Raw genomic sequence first — 17,573 nt, 5'->3', positions numbered from 1 at the left:
TTTAATTGACACCATCTTATAATCAACGTAGAATACTTCTGAAAGAAACCTCTCTGAGAGGAGGAGAAATTGTGCTGGAGAAACTTCCCGAGAACCTGAAAGAGCTCGAGAGCCTTGCCTACAACCTCTGGTGGAGCTGGTCCAGACCTGCTCAGAGGCTCTGGAGAATGATCGATTCAGAAAAGTGGGAGGAACACAGAAATCCCGTCAAAATACTGAGAGAAGTCTCAGAGGAAAGACTGGAAGAACTATCGAAAGACGAGGACTTCATCGCTCTCTACGAACTGACGCTCGAGAGATTCACAGACTACATGGAAAGAGAAGACACCTGGTTCAACGTGAACTATCCCGAATGGGACGAAAAGATAGTTTACATGTGTATGGAATACGGACTGACGAAAGCACTTCCGATCTACTCCGGAGGACTCGGTATTCTTGCTGGGGACCACCTCAAATCAGCCAGTGATCTTGGCCTTCCTCTCATAGCCGTAGGTCTTCTTTACAAACACGGGTATTTCACTCAGCAGATAGACAGGGACGGAAGACAGATCGAGATCTTTCCAGAATACGACATCGAAGAACTCCCGATGAAACCTCTCAGGGATGAAGATGGAAACCAGGTGATCGTGGAAGTACCCATAGACAGCGATACTGTGAAAGCGCGTGTGTTCGAGGTACAGGTCGGAAGGGTGAAACTGTATCTTCTCGACACGGACTTCGAGGAAAACGAGGATAGATTCAGAAAGATCTGCGACTATCTCTACAATCCCGAGCCTGATGTGAGAATTTCCCAGGAAATTCTGCTCGGCATTGGTGGAATGAAACTCCTGAAAACACTCAAGATAAAACCTGGAGTCATCCACCTGAACGAAGGTCATCCCGCTTTTTCATCCCTCGAAAGGATAAAGAGCTACATGGAAGAAGGATACTCCTTCACCGAGGCCATCGAGATCGTCAGACAGACCACCGTTTTCACGACACACACTCCCGTCCCCGCGGGTCACGACAGGTTCCCATACGATTTTGTGGAAAAGAAACTGACAAAGTTCTTCGAAGGATTCGAATCCAGAGAACTGCTTATGAACCTTGGAAGAGACGAAAACGGAAGCTTCAACATGACGTATCTGGCTTTGAGAACCTCCTCCTTTATAAACGGAGTGAGCAAACTTCACGCTGACGTATCGAGAAGGATGTTCAAAAATGTCTGGAAGGGAGTTCCGGTGGAGGAGATCCCCATTGAAGGCATCACGAACGGTGTCCACATGGGAACCTGGATCAACCGCGAGATGAGAAAACTGTTCGACAGGTACCTTGGTAGAGTCTGGAGGGAACACACTGACCTCGAAGGAATATGGTACGGAGTTGACAGAATACCCGATGAAGAACTCTGGGAAGCGCATCTGAACGCAAAGAAGCGATTCATAAATTACATAAGAGAATCCATCAAAAGGAGAAATGAAAGACTCGGAATCGACGAGCCACTGCCGGAGATCAGTGAAAACGCGCTCATCATAGGTTTTGCCAGAAGGTTCGCAACTTACAAGAGAGCTGTTCTGCTCTTCAGTGATCTGGAGAGACTCAAGAGAATTGTCAATAATTCCGAGAGGCCGGTTTACATTGTGTACGCTGGAAAGGCCCACCCGAGAGACGAAGGTGGAAAGGAATTTCTCAGAAGGATCTACGAAGTTTCACAGATGCCTGATTTCAAGAACAAAATCATCGTACTCGAAAACTACGACATCGGAATGGCTCGACTCATGGTGTCTGGTGTTGACGTGTGGTTGAACAATCCAAGAAGGCCCATGGAGGCAAGCGGAACAAGCGGAATGAAAGCCGCAGCGAACGGTGTTCTGAACGCGAGCGTGTACGATGGCTGGTGGGTTGAGGGATACAACGGCAGAAACGGATGGGTGATAGGCGATGAAAGCGTGCTTCCAGAAACAGAAGCAGATGATCCAAGGGACGCTGAAGCCCTGTATGAGCTTCTCGAAAATGAAATAATCCCCACCTACTACGAAAACAGAGAAAAGTGGATCTTTATGATGAGAGAAAGCATAAAGAGCGTGGCTCCAAAATTCAGTACCACCCGCATGCTCAAAGACTACACGGAGAAATTCTACATAAAGGGACTTGTGAACAGGGAATGGCTGGAGAGAAGAGAAAACGTCGAAAAACTCGGAGCCTGGAAAGAAAGAATCCTCAAGAACTGGGAGAATGTTTCCATAGAGCGCATCGTTCTCGAAGATTCGAAGAGCGTGGAAGTAACTGTAAAACTGGGCGATCTCACACCGAACGACGTGATAGTCGAACTTGTGGCTGGAAGAGGAGAGGGAATGGAAGATCTCGAAGTGTGGAAAGTGATACACATCAGAAGGTACAGGAAAGAGAACGATCGATTCGTTTACACTTACACCAATGGTGTTCTTGGACATCTTGGATCTCCCGGATGGTTCTACGCGGTGAGAGTCATACCGTACCACCCCAGGCTTCCTATCAAATTCCTGCCCGAAATACCGGTTGTCTGGAAGAAGGTTCTCTGACGAGGGGCTCTGCCCCTCATTTTTCTTTAGAGCGGAAATTTGGAAAGCCCACCATCCACAACAATGGTCTGTCCTGTTAAATAAGAGGCCTTTTCGGAACAGAGAAATGCCACAACACTGGCTATCTCTTCGGGTTTTGCCATCCTTCTCATGGGGATCTGAGATTCCACCTGTTTTTTCTTTTCTTCACTGAGAAGCTCTTTCACCCTCTCTGTCTCCGTCCAGCCCGGTGCCACACAGTTCACTGTGATACCGTACGGTGCCACTTCAAAAGAGAGTGTCTTTAGAAATCCGGTGAGGGCCATCCTCGCAGAATTGGATGTGTAGAGATTCTCTATCGGTGAGATCACAGAAAAAGAAGTGATGGCTACGATCCTTCCCCAGCCTTTTTCTTTCATCGCTGGAAGATAGTTTCTCACAACTTTGATCATGTTCAAAAAGAGACTGTCGATCGCTTCTTTGAAATCTTCATCCGTGAGTTCATCGAAGAAGCCTGCTTTCGGCCCTCCCGTGTTCAAAACGAGGATGTCCACCTCTTTCACCTTTTCGAACAGTAGATCCAGATCCTTCCTGAGATCGCAGACGACGTATCTGTGGCCGCTCCTCTTCAAAAGTTCTTCATTTCTCGCACAGATGGTAACTTCCGCTCCTTCCTGTCTCAAAACATCCGCCACAGCTCTTCCAATACCCCTGCTCGCTGCAAGAACAAGAGCGCTTTTACCCCTGATGCCCAGTTCCAAGGTCTCCTCCCCCTTCCAAAAACTCTATGAACTTCTCCACGATAGCAGGGTCGAACTGCCGTCCCGCATTTCTTTTCAGCTCTTGAATCGATTCTTCGACGCTCTTTCCTCTCTTGTAGGGCCTGTCGCTTCTCATCGCCTGGTAGGAATCTGCCACACACAGAACACGGGCTTCGAAGGGTATTTCTTCACCTTTGAGACCGTCCGGGTAACCTTTTCCGTCCCATCTTTCGTGGTGATGCCTTATCCAGATCGCAACATCCTCGAAGCCGTCGATCTCCTTGACCAGCTCGTATCCCTTAACGGGGTGTATCTTTATCAGTTCAAATTCCCGTTCATCGAGTTTACTCGTTTTGTTCAAAACAACCTGGGGTACGTAAATCTTCCCAATGTCGTGCAGAAGGCCTGCCCAGTAGAGTTTTTCCAGCTTTTCATCGTCCAGGTCAAACATCCTTCCGATCTCAACAGCGTAATAAGCCACCTCCTCCGAGTGTCCTTTCGTGTAATAATCGTAATACTCGAGAGCTTTCACCCAGGTTTTCACGATGTCTCTGTAGAGTTTTCTTTCTCTGCTTATCAACTTTCTGTACGTGTATATGGCAGAAACGATGGTTAGAAGCGCCTCGAGAACTCCTTTTTCATCTTCGCTGAGATCGTCTTCCAGCACAATGTAACCGTATTTTTCACTCGAATGGGATATTTCAAATACCGTTCCTTCGACTTTTTCAGGTGCACGATCATCGAGAATCACTTTCAAGTCTTTCACGTTCAGAAGGTATTTCACGATTTGTCCCACTTCGAAAGAGAATCTGGACTTATCTTCGATGAAAACCAGTTTGGCTATTCTCCTCACCGATTCTCTGAACCTCTCGTTGAGATCTCTGATCTCACCGTAGAGCTTCTCGAGTTCTTCCTGGCTCGCGGAGACCTCCTGATAGAGGGCCTCTATCTCTTCGTTCTGGACTTTCAGTTCTTCGTTTGCTTCTTTCAGCTGAAGGGTTCTTTCCTCAACTTTTCTTCTCAACGAGTAGATGAACGTCAGGGCAATGCCAAAGGATATCACGAAAGCTGCGGTTCCATAAAAGACCACCCTCAAAAACCAAGGAGGTGTCACTAGGACAAGTGGTACGTAGTTTCTGATGATATCATTCTTTTCTCCCTCAGAAATACGGCTCAGTCCAGAATTTATGAGCGATAGAACACTTTCATTACCCTTCAAAACGGCAACGTGGAGATAATTCGTCTCAAGATGAAGAGTTCTGAACTCTGGAAGGAGGTCCTCCTTCGAGAGGTAGTACCTTGCCACTATATCATCACCAAGGAAAACCGATATCTTTTTCTCTTTCAACGCCTTCGCGATGTAGGAATAATCATCGAAGAACTCGAATTCCACATCCGGATTTTTCTCCCGAAGAGTTTCTACAGATCCTTCCCCTCTGAGAGCGCCGACAACGTAAGAAGACAGGTCCGAAAAATCTTTTATGGGAAGGTCTTTTCTGAAAAACACGCAGGATCTCATTTCGAAGATGGGTCTGGAAAAAGAGAGGACTTTTTCTCTCTCGGGGGTTTTAAAGATCTGATCGATCGCGTCTATCTTTCTTTCAGTCAACAATTCCTGCGCCCTGTACCACTTCACGGGTACAAGCTCGACTTCCACACCAGTTTTCTCTGAAAAAAGCTTCCAGAAATCGACGGAGATTCCGACAAGATTTCCGCTTTCATCGTAAAAAGAAAATGGTGCGTAGTCTTCATCGAGGGCTATCCGAAGGGGCTGAGAAAAGATCGAAATCGATAAAATCAGAAAGAGAAGAACAATCCCCCTGATCCCTATCACCCTCTTTCTGTTCAGATTCTATCATGTTCGAAAGGATTTTTGAGAACCTTTATCCTCCTTCCATGCTTCTCTATGTAACCTTCCCTCTCCAGTTCCTGAAAGACCCTCGAAAGCGCCGGCCTGGCACAGCCAAAGAGTCTGGAGAGCTCCTCTAAGGTGACAGGGAGTGTCAATTCTCTCTTTTCGTTCATGTGACACACCAGAAAGTTCATCAACTTTTCTCTGAGCGTCTTTGTGGTGAGGAAAAAGAGCTTCTCAGAAACTACCCTGAAGTGTTCCGATACGTCCTTCAAAAAGAAAAGAAGAAGCTCTCTGTCTTTCATCAGAAGATCGAGAAAAACCTCTTTCGGTATCGAGAGGATCTTTGAGTTCTCTCCTGCCACCACGTTCACCGGAAATCTGGGTTCACTGGAGAAGATGAAACCGGATGCAATGATCTGAACGGGCTTTATCTCGTCGATCTCGAGTGTTTTTCCGTTTTCAGAGACGTGTTCTGTTTTCAGAGTTCCTTCCAGGAGAATGAGTACATCTTCTATCGGATCATCCTGGTGTTTCACGATTTCACCTTTTCTGAACACGATCACTTTTCCACATGGAAGCAGTTTTTTCAGATCCATTCTCTCACCCCGTAACAATTGTTACAGACAGGATTATTCCAACCTAATTATACTTCATAGTGGAAAGCCCAGAAAAAGGAGGGAAAAGTATGCAGATGTTCTGTTACCAGTGTTCACAGGCTGCGAATGGTACCGGTTGTACAGAGTACGGTGTTTGTGGGAAGAGCCCGACAGTTGCAAGACTGCAGGACAACCTCGTCTTCGCAATAAAAGGAATCTCTGCTTACTACTACCACGCGAGAGAACTCGGCTACGACGATCCAGAGATCGCTGGTTTCCTCGATGAAGCGCTCTACAGCACTCTCACCAACGTGAACTTCGATGCACAGTCCTTCGTGGAGTACGCACTCGAAGCAGGCCGAATGAATCTGAAAGCGATGCAGCTTCTGAAAAAGGCACACATCGAAACCTACGGAGAACCCACTCCCGTCGAGGTGGAAACCGGAACGAAGAAAGGAAAGGGAATCATCGTGACGGGGCACAACCTGAAAGCCCTCGAAGAACTCCTGAAACAGGTCGAAGGAACGAACGTCTACGTTTACACCCACTCCGAGATGCTCCCAGCGCACGGATACCCCGGTCTGAGAAAGTACAAGAATCTCGTCGGGAACCTTGGAAAAGCCTGGTACGATCAGAGAAAGCTGTTCGCAGAGTACCCCGTCGCCATCCTGGGAACTTCGAACTGTGTCTTGATTCCCTCTGAATCCTACAGAGACAGGATGTTCACAACGAGCATCGCAAGACTCCCCGGTGTAAAGCACATAGACGGATACGACTACACCGAGGTGATAGAGAAGGCAAAGAGCCTGCCAGATCTTGAAGAAAAACCGGGAAGTTACAAACTCAGAACAGGATTTTCCACGTCCGTTGTGGTTTCTCTTGCAGACAAAATAAAAGAACTCGTGGAGGCCGGGAAGATAAAGCACTTCCTCGTTGTAGGAGGATGTGATGTGCCGTTCAAGAGGAACGAGTACTACAGAGAATTCGTTCAGAAACTCCCGAAAGAAACCGTTGTGATCACGCTCGCGTGCGGAAAGTTCAGAATAAACGACCTCGATCTCGGAGACATCGATGGCATCCCAAGGCTCATCGATGTGGGACAGTGTAACGACACGATCGTCGCGATAGAAATCGCTCAGGCACTCGCGAAAGTTTTCGGTGTGGAAGTCACAGAACTTCCTCTCACACTCGTTCTCACCTGGATGGAGCAAAAGGCAGTTGCGATCCTGTGGACACTTCTCGCACTCGGTCTGAAGAACATATACGTTGGTCCTGTTCTTCCCGCGTGGGTGAACGAGGACATTCTGAAAGTGCTCACCGCGGAGTTCGGATTGAAAACGATCTCGGAACCGGAAAAGGACATAAAAGAAATACTGAAGGTGTGATTTTCCCCGCCGCCCGGCGGGTTTTTTTACTTCACGAATCTCATAGAAGCTCTTCTACTATCTTCTCCAGTTCTCCGAAATTCCTTGCAACTGGGAAATCTCCAGAGGAGTCACCGTCAGGTGAGAAGAGCACGAAATCTATCCCGGCGTTTCTGGCACCCTCGAGATCACTGCTTAGATCGTCTCCCACGTAGAGGACTTCTTCTTTTTCCAATTTCATTCTTTCGAGTGCCATCCAGAAGATGCGTGGATCTGGTTTTTCGACTCCCGCTTCTTCAGAGGTGAGGACGAACTCGAAGAATCTGTCGAGTTTCAGCTTCCTGCTTCTTTTTTCCTGAACGAACCTGACTCCGTTCGTCACAGCAGCCATTCGAAGATCTTTCTTTTTCAGTCTTTCGAGGAATTCTTCTGCACCTGGAAGGAAATGGGCTTCTTCAGAGAGAAACTCCAGATAATCTTTTGCAACCTTCCTTGGATCCAGCGGGATGTTCAGTGTTTTCAGAAATTCTTCGAATCTGGCAACAACAACGACATCCTTCGACACCTTGCCTTCCGCGAGCAGCTTCCACCATTTCCTGTTTATCTCTCTGTACAAAAACACCTGATCCTCGGTGAGAGGAATTTCGTATTTCAGGAAGGTTCTTTTCAGAGCCTGATCTTCGCTCTTTTCAAAATCCAGAATCGTTCCGTCTAAATCGAACAGAACTCCCTTTTTCAAGTCAATTTCAACTCCATTTCGTACTGTACGAGAACTCTCTGAAAGCCGTTCACCTCGAGTGAACGAGAAAGGGGATCGTCTTCGGGCACCGCGGTGCACGTCACAGCTGTTTTTCCGCTCTCTTTCTGGATGTGATCCACACACTCTCTTATGAACTCGTCCATGCTTCCACGCAGGGCAAAAGCGTCCACTATGAAGCCACTCTGGGGAGTCTCACCCCAGACCAGATAACCTTCTCCGTCTCTCCAGCTTGCCCTTTCCATTCGATACCGTCCATCTGCGAGAAGGAGAGTGGTACACTCCCTCTGCCAGTTCGGGTTTCTTTTAAAATCCGTTCTCGCCTTGAGGGCATACATGTGGATCCTCTTTTCGTCCGTTTCGAAGAACTTCACCGAACCCGTTCCATCTATTCTTCTGTCGAAGAAATAACTGTAGAGCTCTCTTCTCTTTTTGAAACCGTTCTTCTCGTAAAATCGAACCGCCCTTTGATCATCCGCTACAACCTCAAGAACAACGCTTTTTACACCTTTCCACATGAGATGTTCCAGAGCATGTTTCAGAATCATATCCGCAAGTCCCGTTCCTCTCTTCGGTTTGATCACTCCCATGGAGTCTATTCTACCCCTGTCTTTCCTTATGCACAGTAGGATGAATCCCACCGGAACATCATTTTCAAAAAACACGAAAGAATCGTCAAGAGAGATCGAATTTTCTCTCACATCGAGGTTGAAGTTGTAAACATCCCAGTTCACAGGCACCGCATAATCCTTGAAAATCTCATTCACGAGGTTCACAAGATCTATCACAGAAACTTCGCTCGCTTTCTTTATTGTCACCCCATGAGATTCAACCCCCCTTGCTTCTTTTCGGGAGGAGTAACGTTCCCTGCTTTCTTCATAGCTTCTTTCCAGACTTCGAGCAGTTCTTCGAGCATCCCGCGAACTTCCCTGATTTTCTCCACATCCTTTTTCACGTTCCCCTCTACGAGCCTCTGGAACATGTAGTTGTAGAGAGCTCTCAGATTCTGCGCGATCGTTCCTCCCTTTTCCATGTCGAGAGAGAGGTTGAGCTCGGTGATGATGTCCTGCGCCCTCGTCACCTTCTCGTTGAATTCAACGAATTTTTTATCGGCCAGCAAATTCTCGGCCTCTTTCAGAACCTCTACCGCCTTCTCGTAGAGCATCTGAACGAGTTTGGCAGGACTTGCGGTCATCACCATCTTTTCAAGATAAGTGTTTTCTTTCATCTTTTCACCTCTCAGGATGGTTCTTTCTGAAGCAGCTCTTCAACCCTCTTGAAAAACTCTTCGTAATATTCAAAAACGTCTTTGAGCTCTCCATCTATGAGATCCGCTATTTTCACCAGATCTTTGCTTTGAAGAGCGTTCACAAAGTCCGTGAGGATACGAACCAGATTCTCCTCTTCGACTTTCAGCCCGAGTTCTTTCGAATTGATTCCAGTGATCCTCACAGTGTTCATACGGACGTTCTCCATTGCGTTCAGTCCTTCGGCAAGATCGTTTATACTCCTGTATCCCTCTGTGGTTCCAGCAACAACCGCGTCCGCCACTTTGCCGAGGAGAGGTTTCACCCGTTCTATATACCTGAGCACCTCTTCAATCGTTTCGAGGAGAAAATCCTTCAGCGGAGAGAGTTCCAGTTCGATCTCCATTTCCTCGTTTATTTCCATCTGTTTCAGGTCTTCCAGTCTGGACAGAGGTTGTTCTTCGTGGTCTATAACTATTCTCTTCACAACGAGATTCCCTTTGTTTTCTCTCACTCGATTCAGAAGCTCTCCCAGTGTCTGGACCCCTTCAACAACTATCTCCTCGCCGTTCACGATCACCTTCATCGAATCACTCCCTTCGCAAAGAAAAACCGTGTTAGCGCACAGATGGTTTTGGAATCTTCTATCTCCGCGTTCTTGAGCAGAGAAAGTGCTTCTTCAATGGGAACTTCTTTAACCTCGATGAATTCATCCGGGTCTGTGTTCTGAGAGGTTTTCTCCAGGTCTTCGGCAGCGAATATGTGTATCACTTCCGTGGTGAAACCCGGTGTGGTGAAGATCTTTCCAAGATAAGAGAGCTTCTTCGCCCTGTAGCCCGTTTCCTCCTCGAGCTCTCTTTTTGCACATTCTTCCGGTGACTCTCCGGGATCTATCTTTCCTGCGGGAAGCTCCAGAAGGACCTGCTCGATGGGATACCTGTACTGTTCAACGAACAGAATCTTCCCACCGAGCACGGGAACGATCACCACGGCACCGGGGTGATCCACCACTTCACGGGTGGACTCTCTGCCGTCTGGAAGCCTCACACGGTCCACCCTCACACTTATCATCTTTCCTTCGAAGACTCTTTTACTGTCTATCTTCTCTTCGTAGAACTTCATCGCTACACCTCCAGTATTTTCTCCACCTCTACCGGAACGATGGCCGACACACCGTTCACCATGGTCACCCCATGTAGAAGATCGGCCGCTTCCATCACGATTTTATTGTGTGTGATCACGATGAACTGGGTGTGCTTCGAGTTCTCTTTGAGGAGCCTCTTGAACCTCTCTGCGTTGTAATCATCGAGGGGAGAATCAACCTCGTCGAGCACGTAGAAGGGACTCGGTTTTATCTCCATGAGAGCGAAAAGCAGAGCCAGTCCCACGAGCGCCTTCTCGCCACCCGAAAGAAGACTCAACTTCTGATCTCTTCTTCCCGGCTTTCTTATGGATATTTCAAAACCCGCATCGAGAATGCTCTTGGCTTCAGAAACGATGTTGAGTCTTCCTTCACCACCGAAGAAGAGCAGAGAAATGAACCTGTTGAAACTCTCGTTCACCCTCTGGTAAACGTCGAAGAGCAAGCTCTCCGCTTCTCGATCCGTTTTTTCTATGATCTCTTCGAGTTTTCGTTTTGCTTCCTCGAGATCTTCTTTCTGTTTCAGTATTTCCTCGTACTCTTCACGGAGTTTCTCGTACTCGTCTATCGCCGTGAGATCGACAGGACCGAGGTACTTTATTTTGTTCTCCAGATCTTTTATCTGTCTGTAAATCTCCTCGAGCTTTTCTTCGTCGAGCTCTTCAACGTCCTCTTCGTTTCCAGAGAACTCCTCCAAAAGGTTTGCTATCTTCAATCTGGTCTCCTGAAGAGCCAGATCTATCTGGTGGAGGTGATTTCTCAATCTTTCCTTTTCTTCCTTCAGTTCGTCCATCCTGTTTTCTACTTCCTGAAGCTCTCGCATCTTTTCTTCTTTACCTGATCTGTGAAGTTTCATGGCTTCGAACACACTGTCCATTTCTTTCTTCAAATGCTCGATTTCTCTTTCGTGTTCTCTTATGAACTTTCTGTAGTTTTCCATCTCTTCCTCAAGGCTTGTCATCTGCAGTTTTATGTCTTCTGTTTCCCGGGCAATGCGTTCTATCATTTTTCCCGTGTCGCGCATTTCCTTTTCGTATCGATCTTTTGTTTCCAAAAGATTTCCAACCTCTGCCCTGAGCGTGAAGATCTTTTCGTTGAGTTCATCGAGAATCTTCTTTTCTTTCTCGAGTTCTTCGGAGTATTCGGTCAGCGATCTTTGGAGGTTTTCTCTGTTCTGCTTCAGCTCGTCGATCTCCTCGAAGATCTTTTCTCTTCTCGCGTTCAGTCCTTCCTCTTTTGCCCTGTACTCAACCAGGAGCTTCTCCAGATTTTCCACCTCTTCCTGAAGCTGATTGATAGATCTCAAGATCTCGGACAGAACGGTTTTGGTCGAAGACGATTTCCTGGAGAGTTCGAACAGTTCCCTCTGAACGAGCGCTTCCTGATTTTTCAGGTTTTCCTGTTCTGTCTTCAGACTGGCCAGTTCGTCCCTCTTTTCTGCGATTTGTCTCTCTGTTTCTTCCATCTCCTGCTCCAGGTGCTTCAATTTTATGCGTCTTTCAAACACGTTGCTCGATCTTTCTTCCCTTCCTCCTGTTATGGCTCCTCTTCCGCTTATGAGTTCACCGTCGAGGGTAGCGATTCTGGTGTTCAAGCGGTATTTTTTCTTCATTCTGATCGCGTCGTCTAGTGTTTCCACCACCACGGAATTCCCAAAGAGAAATCCTCCCAGAACTTCCAAGTCCGAAGGAAATTTCACCAGATCAACAGCGTACCCCACAAATCCTCTTTCGTTTTCCAGACCGGATATCCTGTTGAATGAACCGTCTATCAGATCGAGTGGAAGAATGGTCACCCTTCCCGCTTCGTTCTGTTTCAAAAATTCCACGATCGCTTTCGCTGTATCCACATTTCTCACCACGATGTTCTGAGCCGTCCCACCGAGAAGCACGCTCACAGCGAGGGAATACTTTTCATCCACCTCTATCAGATTCGAAACCACGTCCACAAGTCCGGGAAAGCGCTCCTTTTCTTCGAAGACTGCCCTCACCGCCCTCGAGAATCCACGGTACTCTCGCATATCACGCTCGATCATTTCTTTTTCGAACTGGATCTCTCTCAATCTCTTCTCTTTCGCGTCTATTTCCAGATTGACCCTTCTGATCTCTCCCTCGATCTCTTCCAGTCTTTCACGAACAGCGTTCAATTCTTCTGTCAATTTTTTCTCCTCTTCATCGAGTTCTTCCACACGCCTGGATATCTCTTTGAACTCGTTCTTTTTATCTTCGAGCTCTCTTCTCCTCGTTAGTATCTGATTTTCTGTTATTTTTCTCCTCTTTTCGAGGTCTTCGAGCGTTTCTCCTATCCTCAAAAGTTCGTTCTCCAGTTTGAGTATCTGCTTTTCTAACTTGGAGATTTCGTCTCTGACCCTCAGAAACTCTTTCTCCTTATCGTTGAATCTCGAAAGGAGATTTTCTTTCTCTTTTTCGAACTTTTCGAGCTCTTTCGCTTTCCTCTCGTAGTCTCCCATCACTCCTTTGAATATGTACTCCATCTCTTCAAGACGTTTTTTGTACTCTTCTCTTCGCTTCTCCAGTTCATCGAGCCTGGTGGACAATTCCACGTACTTGTTTTCACTGTCTGCGAGCTTTGAAGAGTAGAATCCTTTCATCTCCACGAGGTCGTTCTGTCTTTTCTTGTAGTCTTCGAGGAGTTTCGTGTAGCGTTCTATTTCCTGGTCCATCTCTCCGAACTCACTTCTCAGGGTGCTCCACTTCGTCTCCAGTTCCACCAGTTCTTTCTGGATGTTCTTTATCTTCTCGTTTGTCTTCTTTTCTTCTTCCTGGTAGAACTCCAGTTTTTTTCTTTCTCTCTTCAAAACGTTTCCGTAGTAGATCTTTTGAAGTTCCTCGAGCTGGGCCGTGTACTCTTTGAACCTCTCAGCGCGTTTGGCTTTGAGGTAGAGAGATTTCATCTGCCTTTCGCGCTCAAACAGAACGTCTTTCACCCTGTCGAGGTTCGCTTTCGTCCTTTCGAGGTTCAGCTCTGTTTCCTTTTTCTTCTCTCTGTATATGGAAACACCCGCCGCCTCTTCCAGCAGCAATCTCAGTTCTTCAGGTGAGGCATTAACGATTCTGTCTATCTGTCCCTGTCCCACAATGGAATAGAAATCCACTCCAAGACCGGTACCCGCGAAGCGATCCCTGATGTCTTTCAATCTAACCGGGCTTCCGTTGAGGTAGTAAGTGTTTTCTCCCGTTCTCTTCAACTCACGGGCCACGGTTATTTCCTCTCCGTTTTCTTCAAAGACAAGCTCCACATAGGCAGAGCCAGCCGGTGGAAGGTTCTCCGATCCAGCAAAGATCATATCGAACTTTTCACTCGCGCGGAGTTCTTTCTTCGATTGTTCACCGAACACCCACTTTATGGCATCTATGATGTTGGATTTCCCGCTACCGTTGGGACCAACGATAGCGGTCACGCGATCGGAGAAACCTATCAGGGAAGGTCTTCCAAAGGATTTAAAACCTTTTAAGTAGAGTTTTTTCAGTCTCAAACCGATCCCCTCCCACACGTTAGATTTTATCATTGTGGAGTGATAAAATTGATAACTGAAAGGAGGTGAAAATATGCAGTACAGAGAATTCGGAAGAACCGGAGTGAAGACGTCGCTCCTCGGTTTTGGAGCCATGCGACTCCCCGTCATTGGAGAGGATCATTCAAACATCGACGAAGAGAAAGCCATCGAAATGATCCGTTACGCCATCGATCACGGTGTGAACTACGTTGACACGGCCTATCCTTACCACGGAGGAAACAGTGAAAAAGTCGTGGGAAAAGCACTGAAAGACGGATACCGTGAGAAAGTTTTTCTCGCAACCAAATCTCCCGTCTGGCAGGTGGAAAAACACGAAGATTTTGAGAGAATTCTCGACGAACAGCTGGAGAAACTCCAGACGGATCACGTTGATATGTATCTCATGCACGCACTGAACAAAGAAAGATGGGAGAAGATCAAGAATCTGAGATTCTCCGATTTCTTCGAGAAAGCGAAAGCAAAAGGAAAGATAAGATTTGCGGGCTTTTCGTTCCATGACAGCTATCCAGTTTTTAAAGAGATCGTCGATGGGTACGACTGGGACTTCTGCCAGATACAGCTCAACTACATGGACGTGAACTACCAGGCAGGACTGAGAGGGTTGAAATACGCTGGATCAAAGGGACTTGCCGTTGTGATCATGGAACCTCTGAAAGGTGGAAAGCTCGCAAGACTTCCAGAGAAGGTCATGGAAATTCTGAGGAAATACAACAAGAACTGGTCTCCGGTAGAACTGAGCTTCAGATGGATTGGACATCATCCGGAGGTTTCCACCATATTGAGTGGAATGAGCACCCTCGAACAGGTGAAACAGAACATAGATATCATGAGCAAGATCACTCCCGGCAATCTCACAGACGAAGATATGAAGATGATAGAAGAGATAAGAAAAACCCTCGAGTCTTTTGCTGTGATAAACTGCACCCAGTGTGGATACTGCATGCCGTGTCCGAACGGTGTGGATATCCCCAGAAACTTCCGTCTGTACAACGAAACCGTCATGTTCGAAGATTGGGAAGGTGGAAGAAAAACGTACAAATGGCTAGAAAGTCAAAAATCCGCCGCTTCTTTCTGCGTTGAATGTGGTGAATGCCTCAGCAAGTGTCCGCAAAAGCTCGACATACCGAACCTTCTGAAAAAAGTTCACAGGGAGCTGGCAGAGGTCAAATGAAAAAACTCATCTGGCCGGTGCTCCTCGTGGGCACCGCCTTCCTGATCATTTATTCTCTTCTGATCGGCACTTCTCTTGATGTTGGCCTAAAGACTCACTGGGAAATTGCCCTTCCCAGAGTTCTTTTTCTCTTTGGATCTTTCTTGCTGAACACTTTGTTTTCCCTGACAAGATCGTACGTGGTTCTTTTCGGAAGCGTTTCTTTGTTTCTCGGCGCGCTGATGAATCTTCTGGAATTTTTCTTTGTTTATCCGCCTTTGTTCTATGCAGTCAAATTGATCTTTTACGTGGCCGGTTCTCTTCTGCTTCTAATTGGAATTTTCAGAGTATTTTTAAAACTGAAAAGATTCATCCTGATGTTCAGAGGACTCTTTGACGAAAACAACGACATGGTGATATACTACGACCCATCTGGAAAGATCGTTGATGTGAATCCAGCCGCCGAGAGATTCCTGGGATACGCCCGTGCCGAGCTTCTCGGAAAAACCATAGAGGAGATTTCTAAGCCAGGTGAAGAAAGGGTGTTGCTTCAAATTTTGGATTTTTCACAGAATGGGATAAAGACTCTGGAAAGGGAATTTCTCTCAAAGGATGGAAAGACCGTTCTGTGCGAGTGCAAATTGGTTCCGGTATACGAAGAAAAGAAGCTCGCCATGATTCAGGAAATCGCACGCCCCATCGATGATATAAGGAAAATAGAGGATCAGATCAGAAAAGAAAGAAAAAGATTCCTCACTTATTTCAACAACATTCCCGTTTTGAGTGTGATTCTGAGAGAAGATGGAACGGTTGAAGACGTGAACGAAGCAGGCTGCAAACTTTTGGGAGTGAACAGAGAACAGCTTCTGAACAAAAACTGGTTCGACATGTTCCACGAAAGTTTTCCACACGAAACTTTTGAAAGATCGTTCAAAGAAAAAATGGTGCATGAAGGTAGAATAGATGGAAGAGTCATAAGATGGGTGTTCATACCCCTTGAGGAGAACAGAGTGATGGTGACAGGCCTTGACATCACAGAATTGAAGGAAAATCTCACATCTCTGGAAAGTGACAAAAAATTCTATCAGCTTCTTCTGGATCTTTCAAAAAGCCTTCTATCGCTCGGATGGAACGATTTCGTGTTCAAACAGTATCTTTCTCCGCTCGGTGAAGTGTTCGGTTCAAAGAGTGTGGCCCTGTACGAAAAAAAGAACGGGAATTTTGTTCTGACAGCCTCTCTCAACGGTTCTTTCGAAGAGATTTTGTCCAGGATACCGGAAGACATAGATTGTGAGAATGAAATGTTGGGAATTCCTCTTGAGTACGAAACTGAAACTTTTGCAGTGCTTCTCATCGGCTGTGGAAAAACCGACGAGAGACTTTTTGAGATGGCCAGACTTTTGAAAAATTACCTAGAACTCATCTACTGGAAATTGAAGGGGGAGGAGAGGATCCTCTGGCTTGCCGAACGCGATTCCCTGACGGGTGTGTACAACAGAGAAGCGTTCGAAAACAGACTCGCTTACCTCATCAACCTTTCAAAGAGGTACAACAGAAAACTCTCCTTCGTCTTCATCGATCTTGATGATTTCAAGCGTATAAACGACTCAAAAGGCCACCTGGTTGGAGATCGAGTTCTGAAGGAGTTTGTAAACAGACTCACTTCGCTTCTGAGAAAATCGGATGTAGTTGGTAGACTAGGAGGGGACGAATTCGGTATCGTACTCCCTGAAACGGATCGAACGGGAGCGGAAATTCTCATGAAGAGAATAGAAGAGCACTTCAGAGAACCTGTTCTGGTGGATGGGAAGCAGTTTTTTGTGAATTTTAGCTACGGTATCAGCGTGTTCCCCGAAGACGGAGAGAGTGTGAAAGAACTCCTGAAGGTCGCAGATGAAAGGATGTACATGAATAAATTCAGCAAGAAGAGGGGGAGAGAGAATGTCTGACAGACCAAGAAGGTACAAGATATTCATGGACAAAAAGAAGAGGATCGCTCTCATAGCACATGACAGAAGAAAGAGAGATCTTCTTGAGTGGGTGAGCTTCAATCTTGGAACGCTCTCCAAACACGAGCTTTACGCTACAGGTACAACCGGCGCTCTCCTTCAGGAAAAACTCGGTCTCAAAGTACACCGACTGAAAAGCGGACCCCTCGGTGGAGATCAGCAGATCGGTGCAATGATCGCCGAAGGAAAGATAGACGTGCTCATATTCTTCTGGGATCCTCTGGAACCTCAGGCACACGATGTGGATGTGAAAGCGCTCATCAGGATAGCCACAGTGTACAACATCCCCGTCGCCATCACAAGATCCACAGCGGACTTCTTGATCTCCTCACCGCTCATGAACGATGTGTACGAGAAGATTCAGATAGACTACGAAGAAGAACTGGAAAGAAGAATCAGAAAAGTGGTGGAAGGCGAGGAGGAAGAGACTTAGCTACAGCCCGAACACCCTCCACAGCTTCCACCACACGAGGAGGAAGAAGAACCACCCTGAACGGAGAAGGAAATCTTCCTGTACACTCTTTCCTTCTCCTTCGAGTTACACTTAGAACATCTCAACTCGTCTATTTTGCCGTAAGAGGTGAACACTGTGTATTCTTCTCCACATTTCTTGCATCTGAATGTGTAAGTGGGCAT

Annotated in this window: 15 protein-coding genes; 5 read left to right on the top strand and 10 right to left on the bottom strand. The window is 46.7% G+C overall.

What is annotated here, in order from left to right; translation table 11 throughout:
• Window positions 1-71 precede the first annotated feature (71 nt).
• Entirely contained in the window at window positions 72-2,540 is a 2,469-nt protein-coding gene (malP, locus tag T2812B_RS08335; RefSeq protein ID WP_008195569.1) for a maltodextrin phosphorylase, read from the top strand.
• Window positions 2,541-2,566: 26 nt separating this feature from the next.
• On the opposite strand, the gene T2812B_RS08330 is transcribed toward malP, so the two are convergent.
• Genes T2812B_RS08330 through T2812B_RS08320 form a run of 3 tightly spaced genes read right to left on the bottom strand, consistent with a single transcriptional unit; the run spans window position 2,567 to window position 5,731 of the window.
• Window positions 2,567-3,280, bottom strand: a complete 714-nt coding sequence (locus T2812B_RS08330; RefSeq protein WP_008195567.1) for an SDR family oxidoreductase — start codon at window positions 3,278-3,280, stop codon at window positions 2,567-2,569.
• Window positions 3,258-5,114 carry an HD domain-containing phosphohydrolase gene (locus T2812B_RS08325; protein ID WP_008195565.1) on the bottom strand — a complete coding sequence of 619 codons (1,857 nt, stop codon included), beginning with the start codon at window positions 5,112-5,114 and terminating at the stop codon, window positions 3,258-3,260. Before T2812B_RS08325 ends, T2812B_RS08330 begins: the two co-directional genes overlap by 23 nt.
• 11 nt (window positions 5,115-5,125) lie before the next feature.
• The gene (locus T2812B_RS08320) at window positions 5,126-5,731 is read right to left on the bottom strand and encodes a Crp/Fnr family transcriptional regulator (RefSeq protein WP_008195563.1); all 606 of its coding nucleotides are present in this window, start codon (window positions 5,729-5,731) and stop codon (window positions 5,126-5,128) included.
• An 89-nt stretch (window positions 5,732-5,820) separates the two neighbouring features.
• Here T2812B_RS08320 and hcp point away from each other — a divergent pair, with 89 nt between their 5' ends.
• Complete coding sequence (hcp, locus tag T2812B_RS08315) at window positions 5,821-7,116, top strand: hydroxylamine reductase (protein WP_008195562.1); 1,296 nt, start codon at window positions 5,821-5,823, stop codon at window positions 7,114-7,116.
• A 40-nt stretch (window positions 7,117-7,156) separates the two neighbouring features.
• Here the strand turns inward: hcp and T2812B_RS08310 are convergent, their stop codons facing one another.
• Genes T2812B_RS08310 through smc form a run of 6 tightly spaced genes read right to left on the bottom strand, consistent with a single transcriptional unit; the run spans window position 7,157 to window position 13,736 of the window.
• Window positions 7,157-7,834, bottom strand: a complete 678-nt coding sequence (locus T2812B_RS08310; protein WP_008195560.1) for a YjjG family noncanonical pyrimidine nucleotidase — start codon at window positions 7,832-7,834, stop codon at window positions 7,157-7,159.
• On the bottom strand, window positions 7,831-8,670 hold the full coding sequence (locus T2812B_RS08305) for an N-acetyltransferase (protein ID WP_008195558.1): 840 nt from the start codon (window positions 8,668-8,670) through the stop codon (window positions 7,831-7,833). The genes T2812B_RS08310 and T2812B_RS08305 overlap by 4 nt, the downstream gene beginning before the upstream one ends.
• A complete protein-coding gene (gene fliS, locus T2812B_RS08300) occupies window positions 8,667-9,080 on the bottom strand; it encodes a flagellar export chaperone FliS (protein ID WP_004080180.1) in 414 nt (137 codons plus the stop codon). The genes T2812B_RS08305 and fliS overlap by 4 nt, the downstream gene beginning before the upstream one ends.
• A gap of 11 nt (window positions 9,081-9,091) precedes the next feature.
• A complete protein-coding gene (locus tag T2812B_RS08295) occupies window positions 9,092-9,685 on the bottom strand; it encodes a hypothetical protein (RefSeq protein ID WP_004080178.1) in 594 nt (197 codons plus the stop codon).
• Entirely contained in the window at window positions 9,682-10,221 is a 540-nt protein-coding gene (locus tag T2812B_RS08290) for an NUDIX hydrolase (RefSeq protein ID WP_008195554.1), read from the bottom strand. Before T2812B_RS08290 ends, T2812B_RS08295 begins: the two co-directional genes overlap by 4 nt.
• Before the next feature lie 2 nt (window positions 10,222-10,223).
• Window positions 10,224-13,736, bottom strand: a complete 3,513-nt coding sequence (gene smc / locus T2812B_RS08285; RefSeq protein ID WP_004080167.1) for a chromosome segregation protein SMC — start codon at window positions 13,734-13,736, stop codon at window positions 10,224-10,226.
• A 73-nt stretch (window positions 13,737-13,809) separates the two neighbouring features.
• On the opposite strand from smc, the gene T2812B_RS08280 reads away from it, so the two are divergent.
• The 3 genes from T2812B_RS08280 to T2812B_RS08270 are packed head-to-tail and all read left to right on the top strand — an operon-like array spanning window position 13,810 to window position 17,370.
• On the top strand, window positions 13,810-14,949 hold the full coding sequence (locus T2812B_RS08280) for an aldo/keto reductase (protein ID WP_008195551.1): 1,140 nt from the start codon (window positions 13,810-13,812) through the stop codon (window positions 14,947-14,949).
• On the top strand, window positions 14,946-16,877 hold the full coding sequence (locus T2812B_RS08275; RefSeq protein WP_008195548.1) for a sensor domain-containing diguanylate cyclase: 1,932 nt from the start codon (window positions 14,946-14,948) through the stop codon (window positions 16,875-16,877). The genes T2812B_RS08280 and T2812B_RS08275 overlap by 4 nt, the downstream gene beginning before the upstream one ends.
• Complete coding sequence (locus T2812B_RS08270) at window positions 16,870-17,370, top strand: methylglyoxal synthase (protein WP_004080162.1); 501 nt, start codon at window positions 16,870-16,872, stop codon at window positions 17,368-17,370. Before T2812B_RS08275 ends, T2812B_RS08270 begins: the two co-directional genes overlap by 8 nt.
• Here the strand turns inward: T2812B_RS08270 and T2812B_RS08265 are convergent.
• The gene (locus T2812B_RS08265) at window positions 17,367-17,573 is read right to left on the bottom strand and encodes a zinc ribbon domain-containing protein (RefSeq protein WP_008195544.1); all 207 of its coding nucleotides are present in this window, start codon (window positions 17,571-17,573) and stop codon (window positions 17,367-17,369) included. The genes T2812B_RS08270 and T2812B_RS08265 overlap by 4 nt on opposite strands.

The sequence above is a fragment of the Thermotoga sp. 2812B genome, from assembly GCF_000789335.1.
In the GTDB taxonomy this organism is placed as follows: Bacteria; Thermotogota; Thermotogae; order Thermotogales; family Thermotogaceae; genus Thermotoga; species Thermotoga maritima.
The sequence above is the reverse complement of the archived record's forward strand: the minus strand, read 5'-3'. Positions and strand labels throughout refer to the sequence as shown.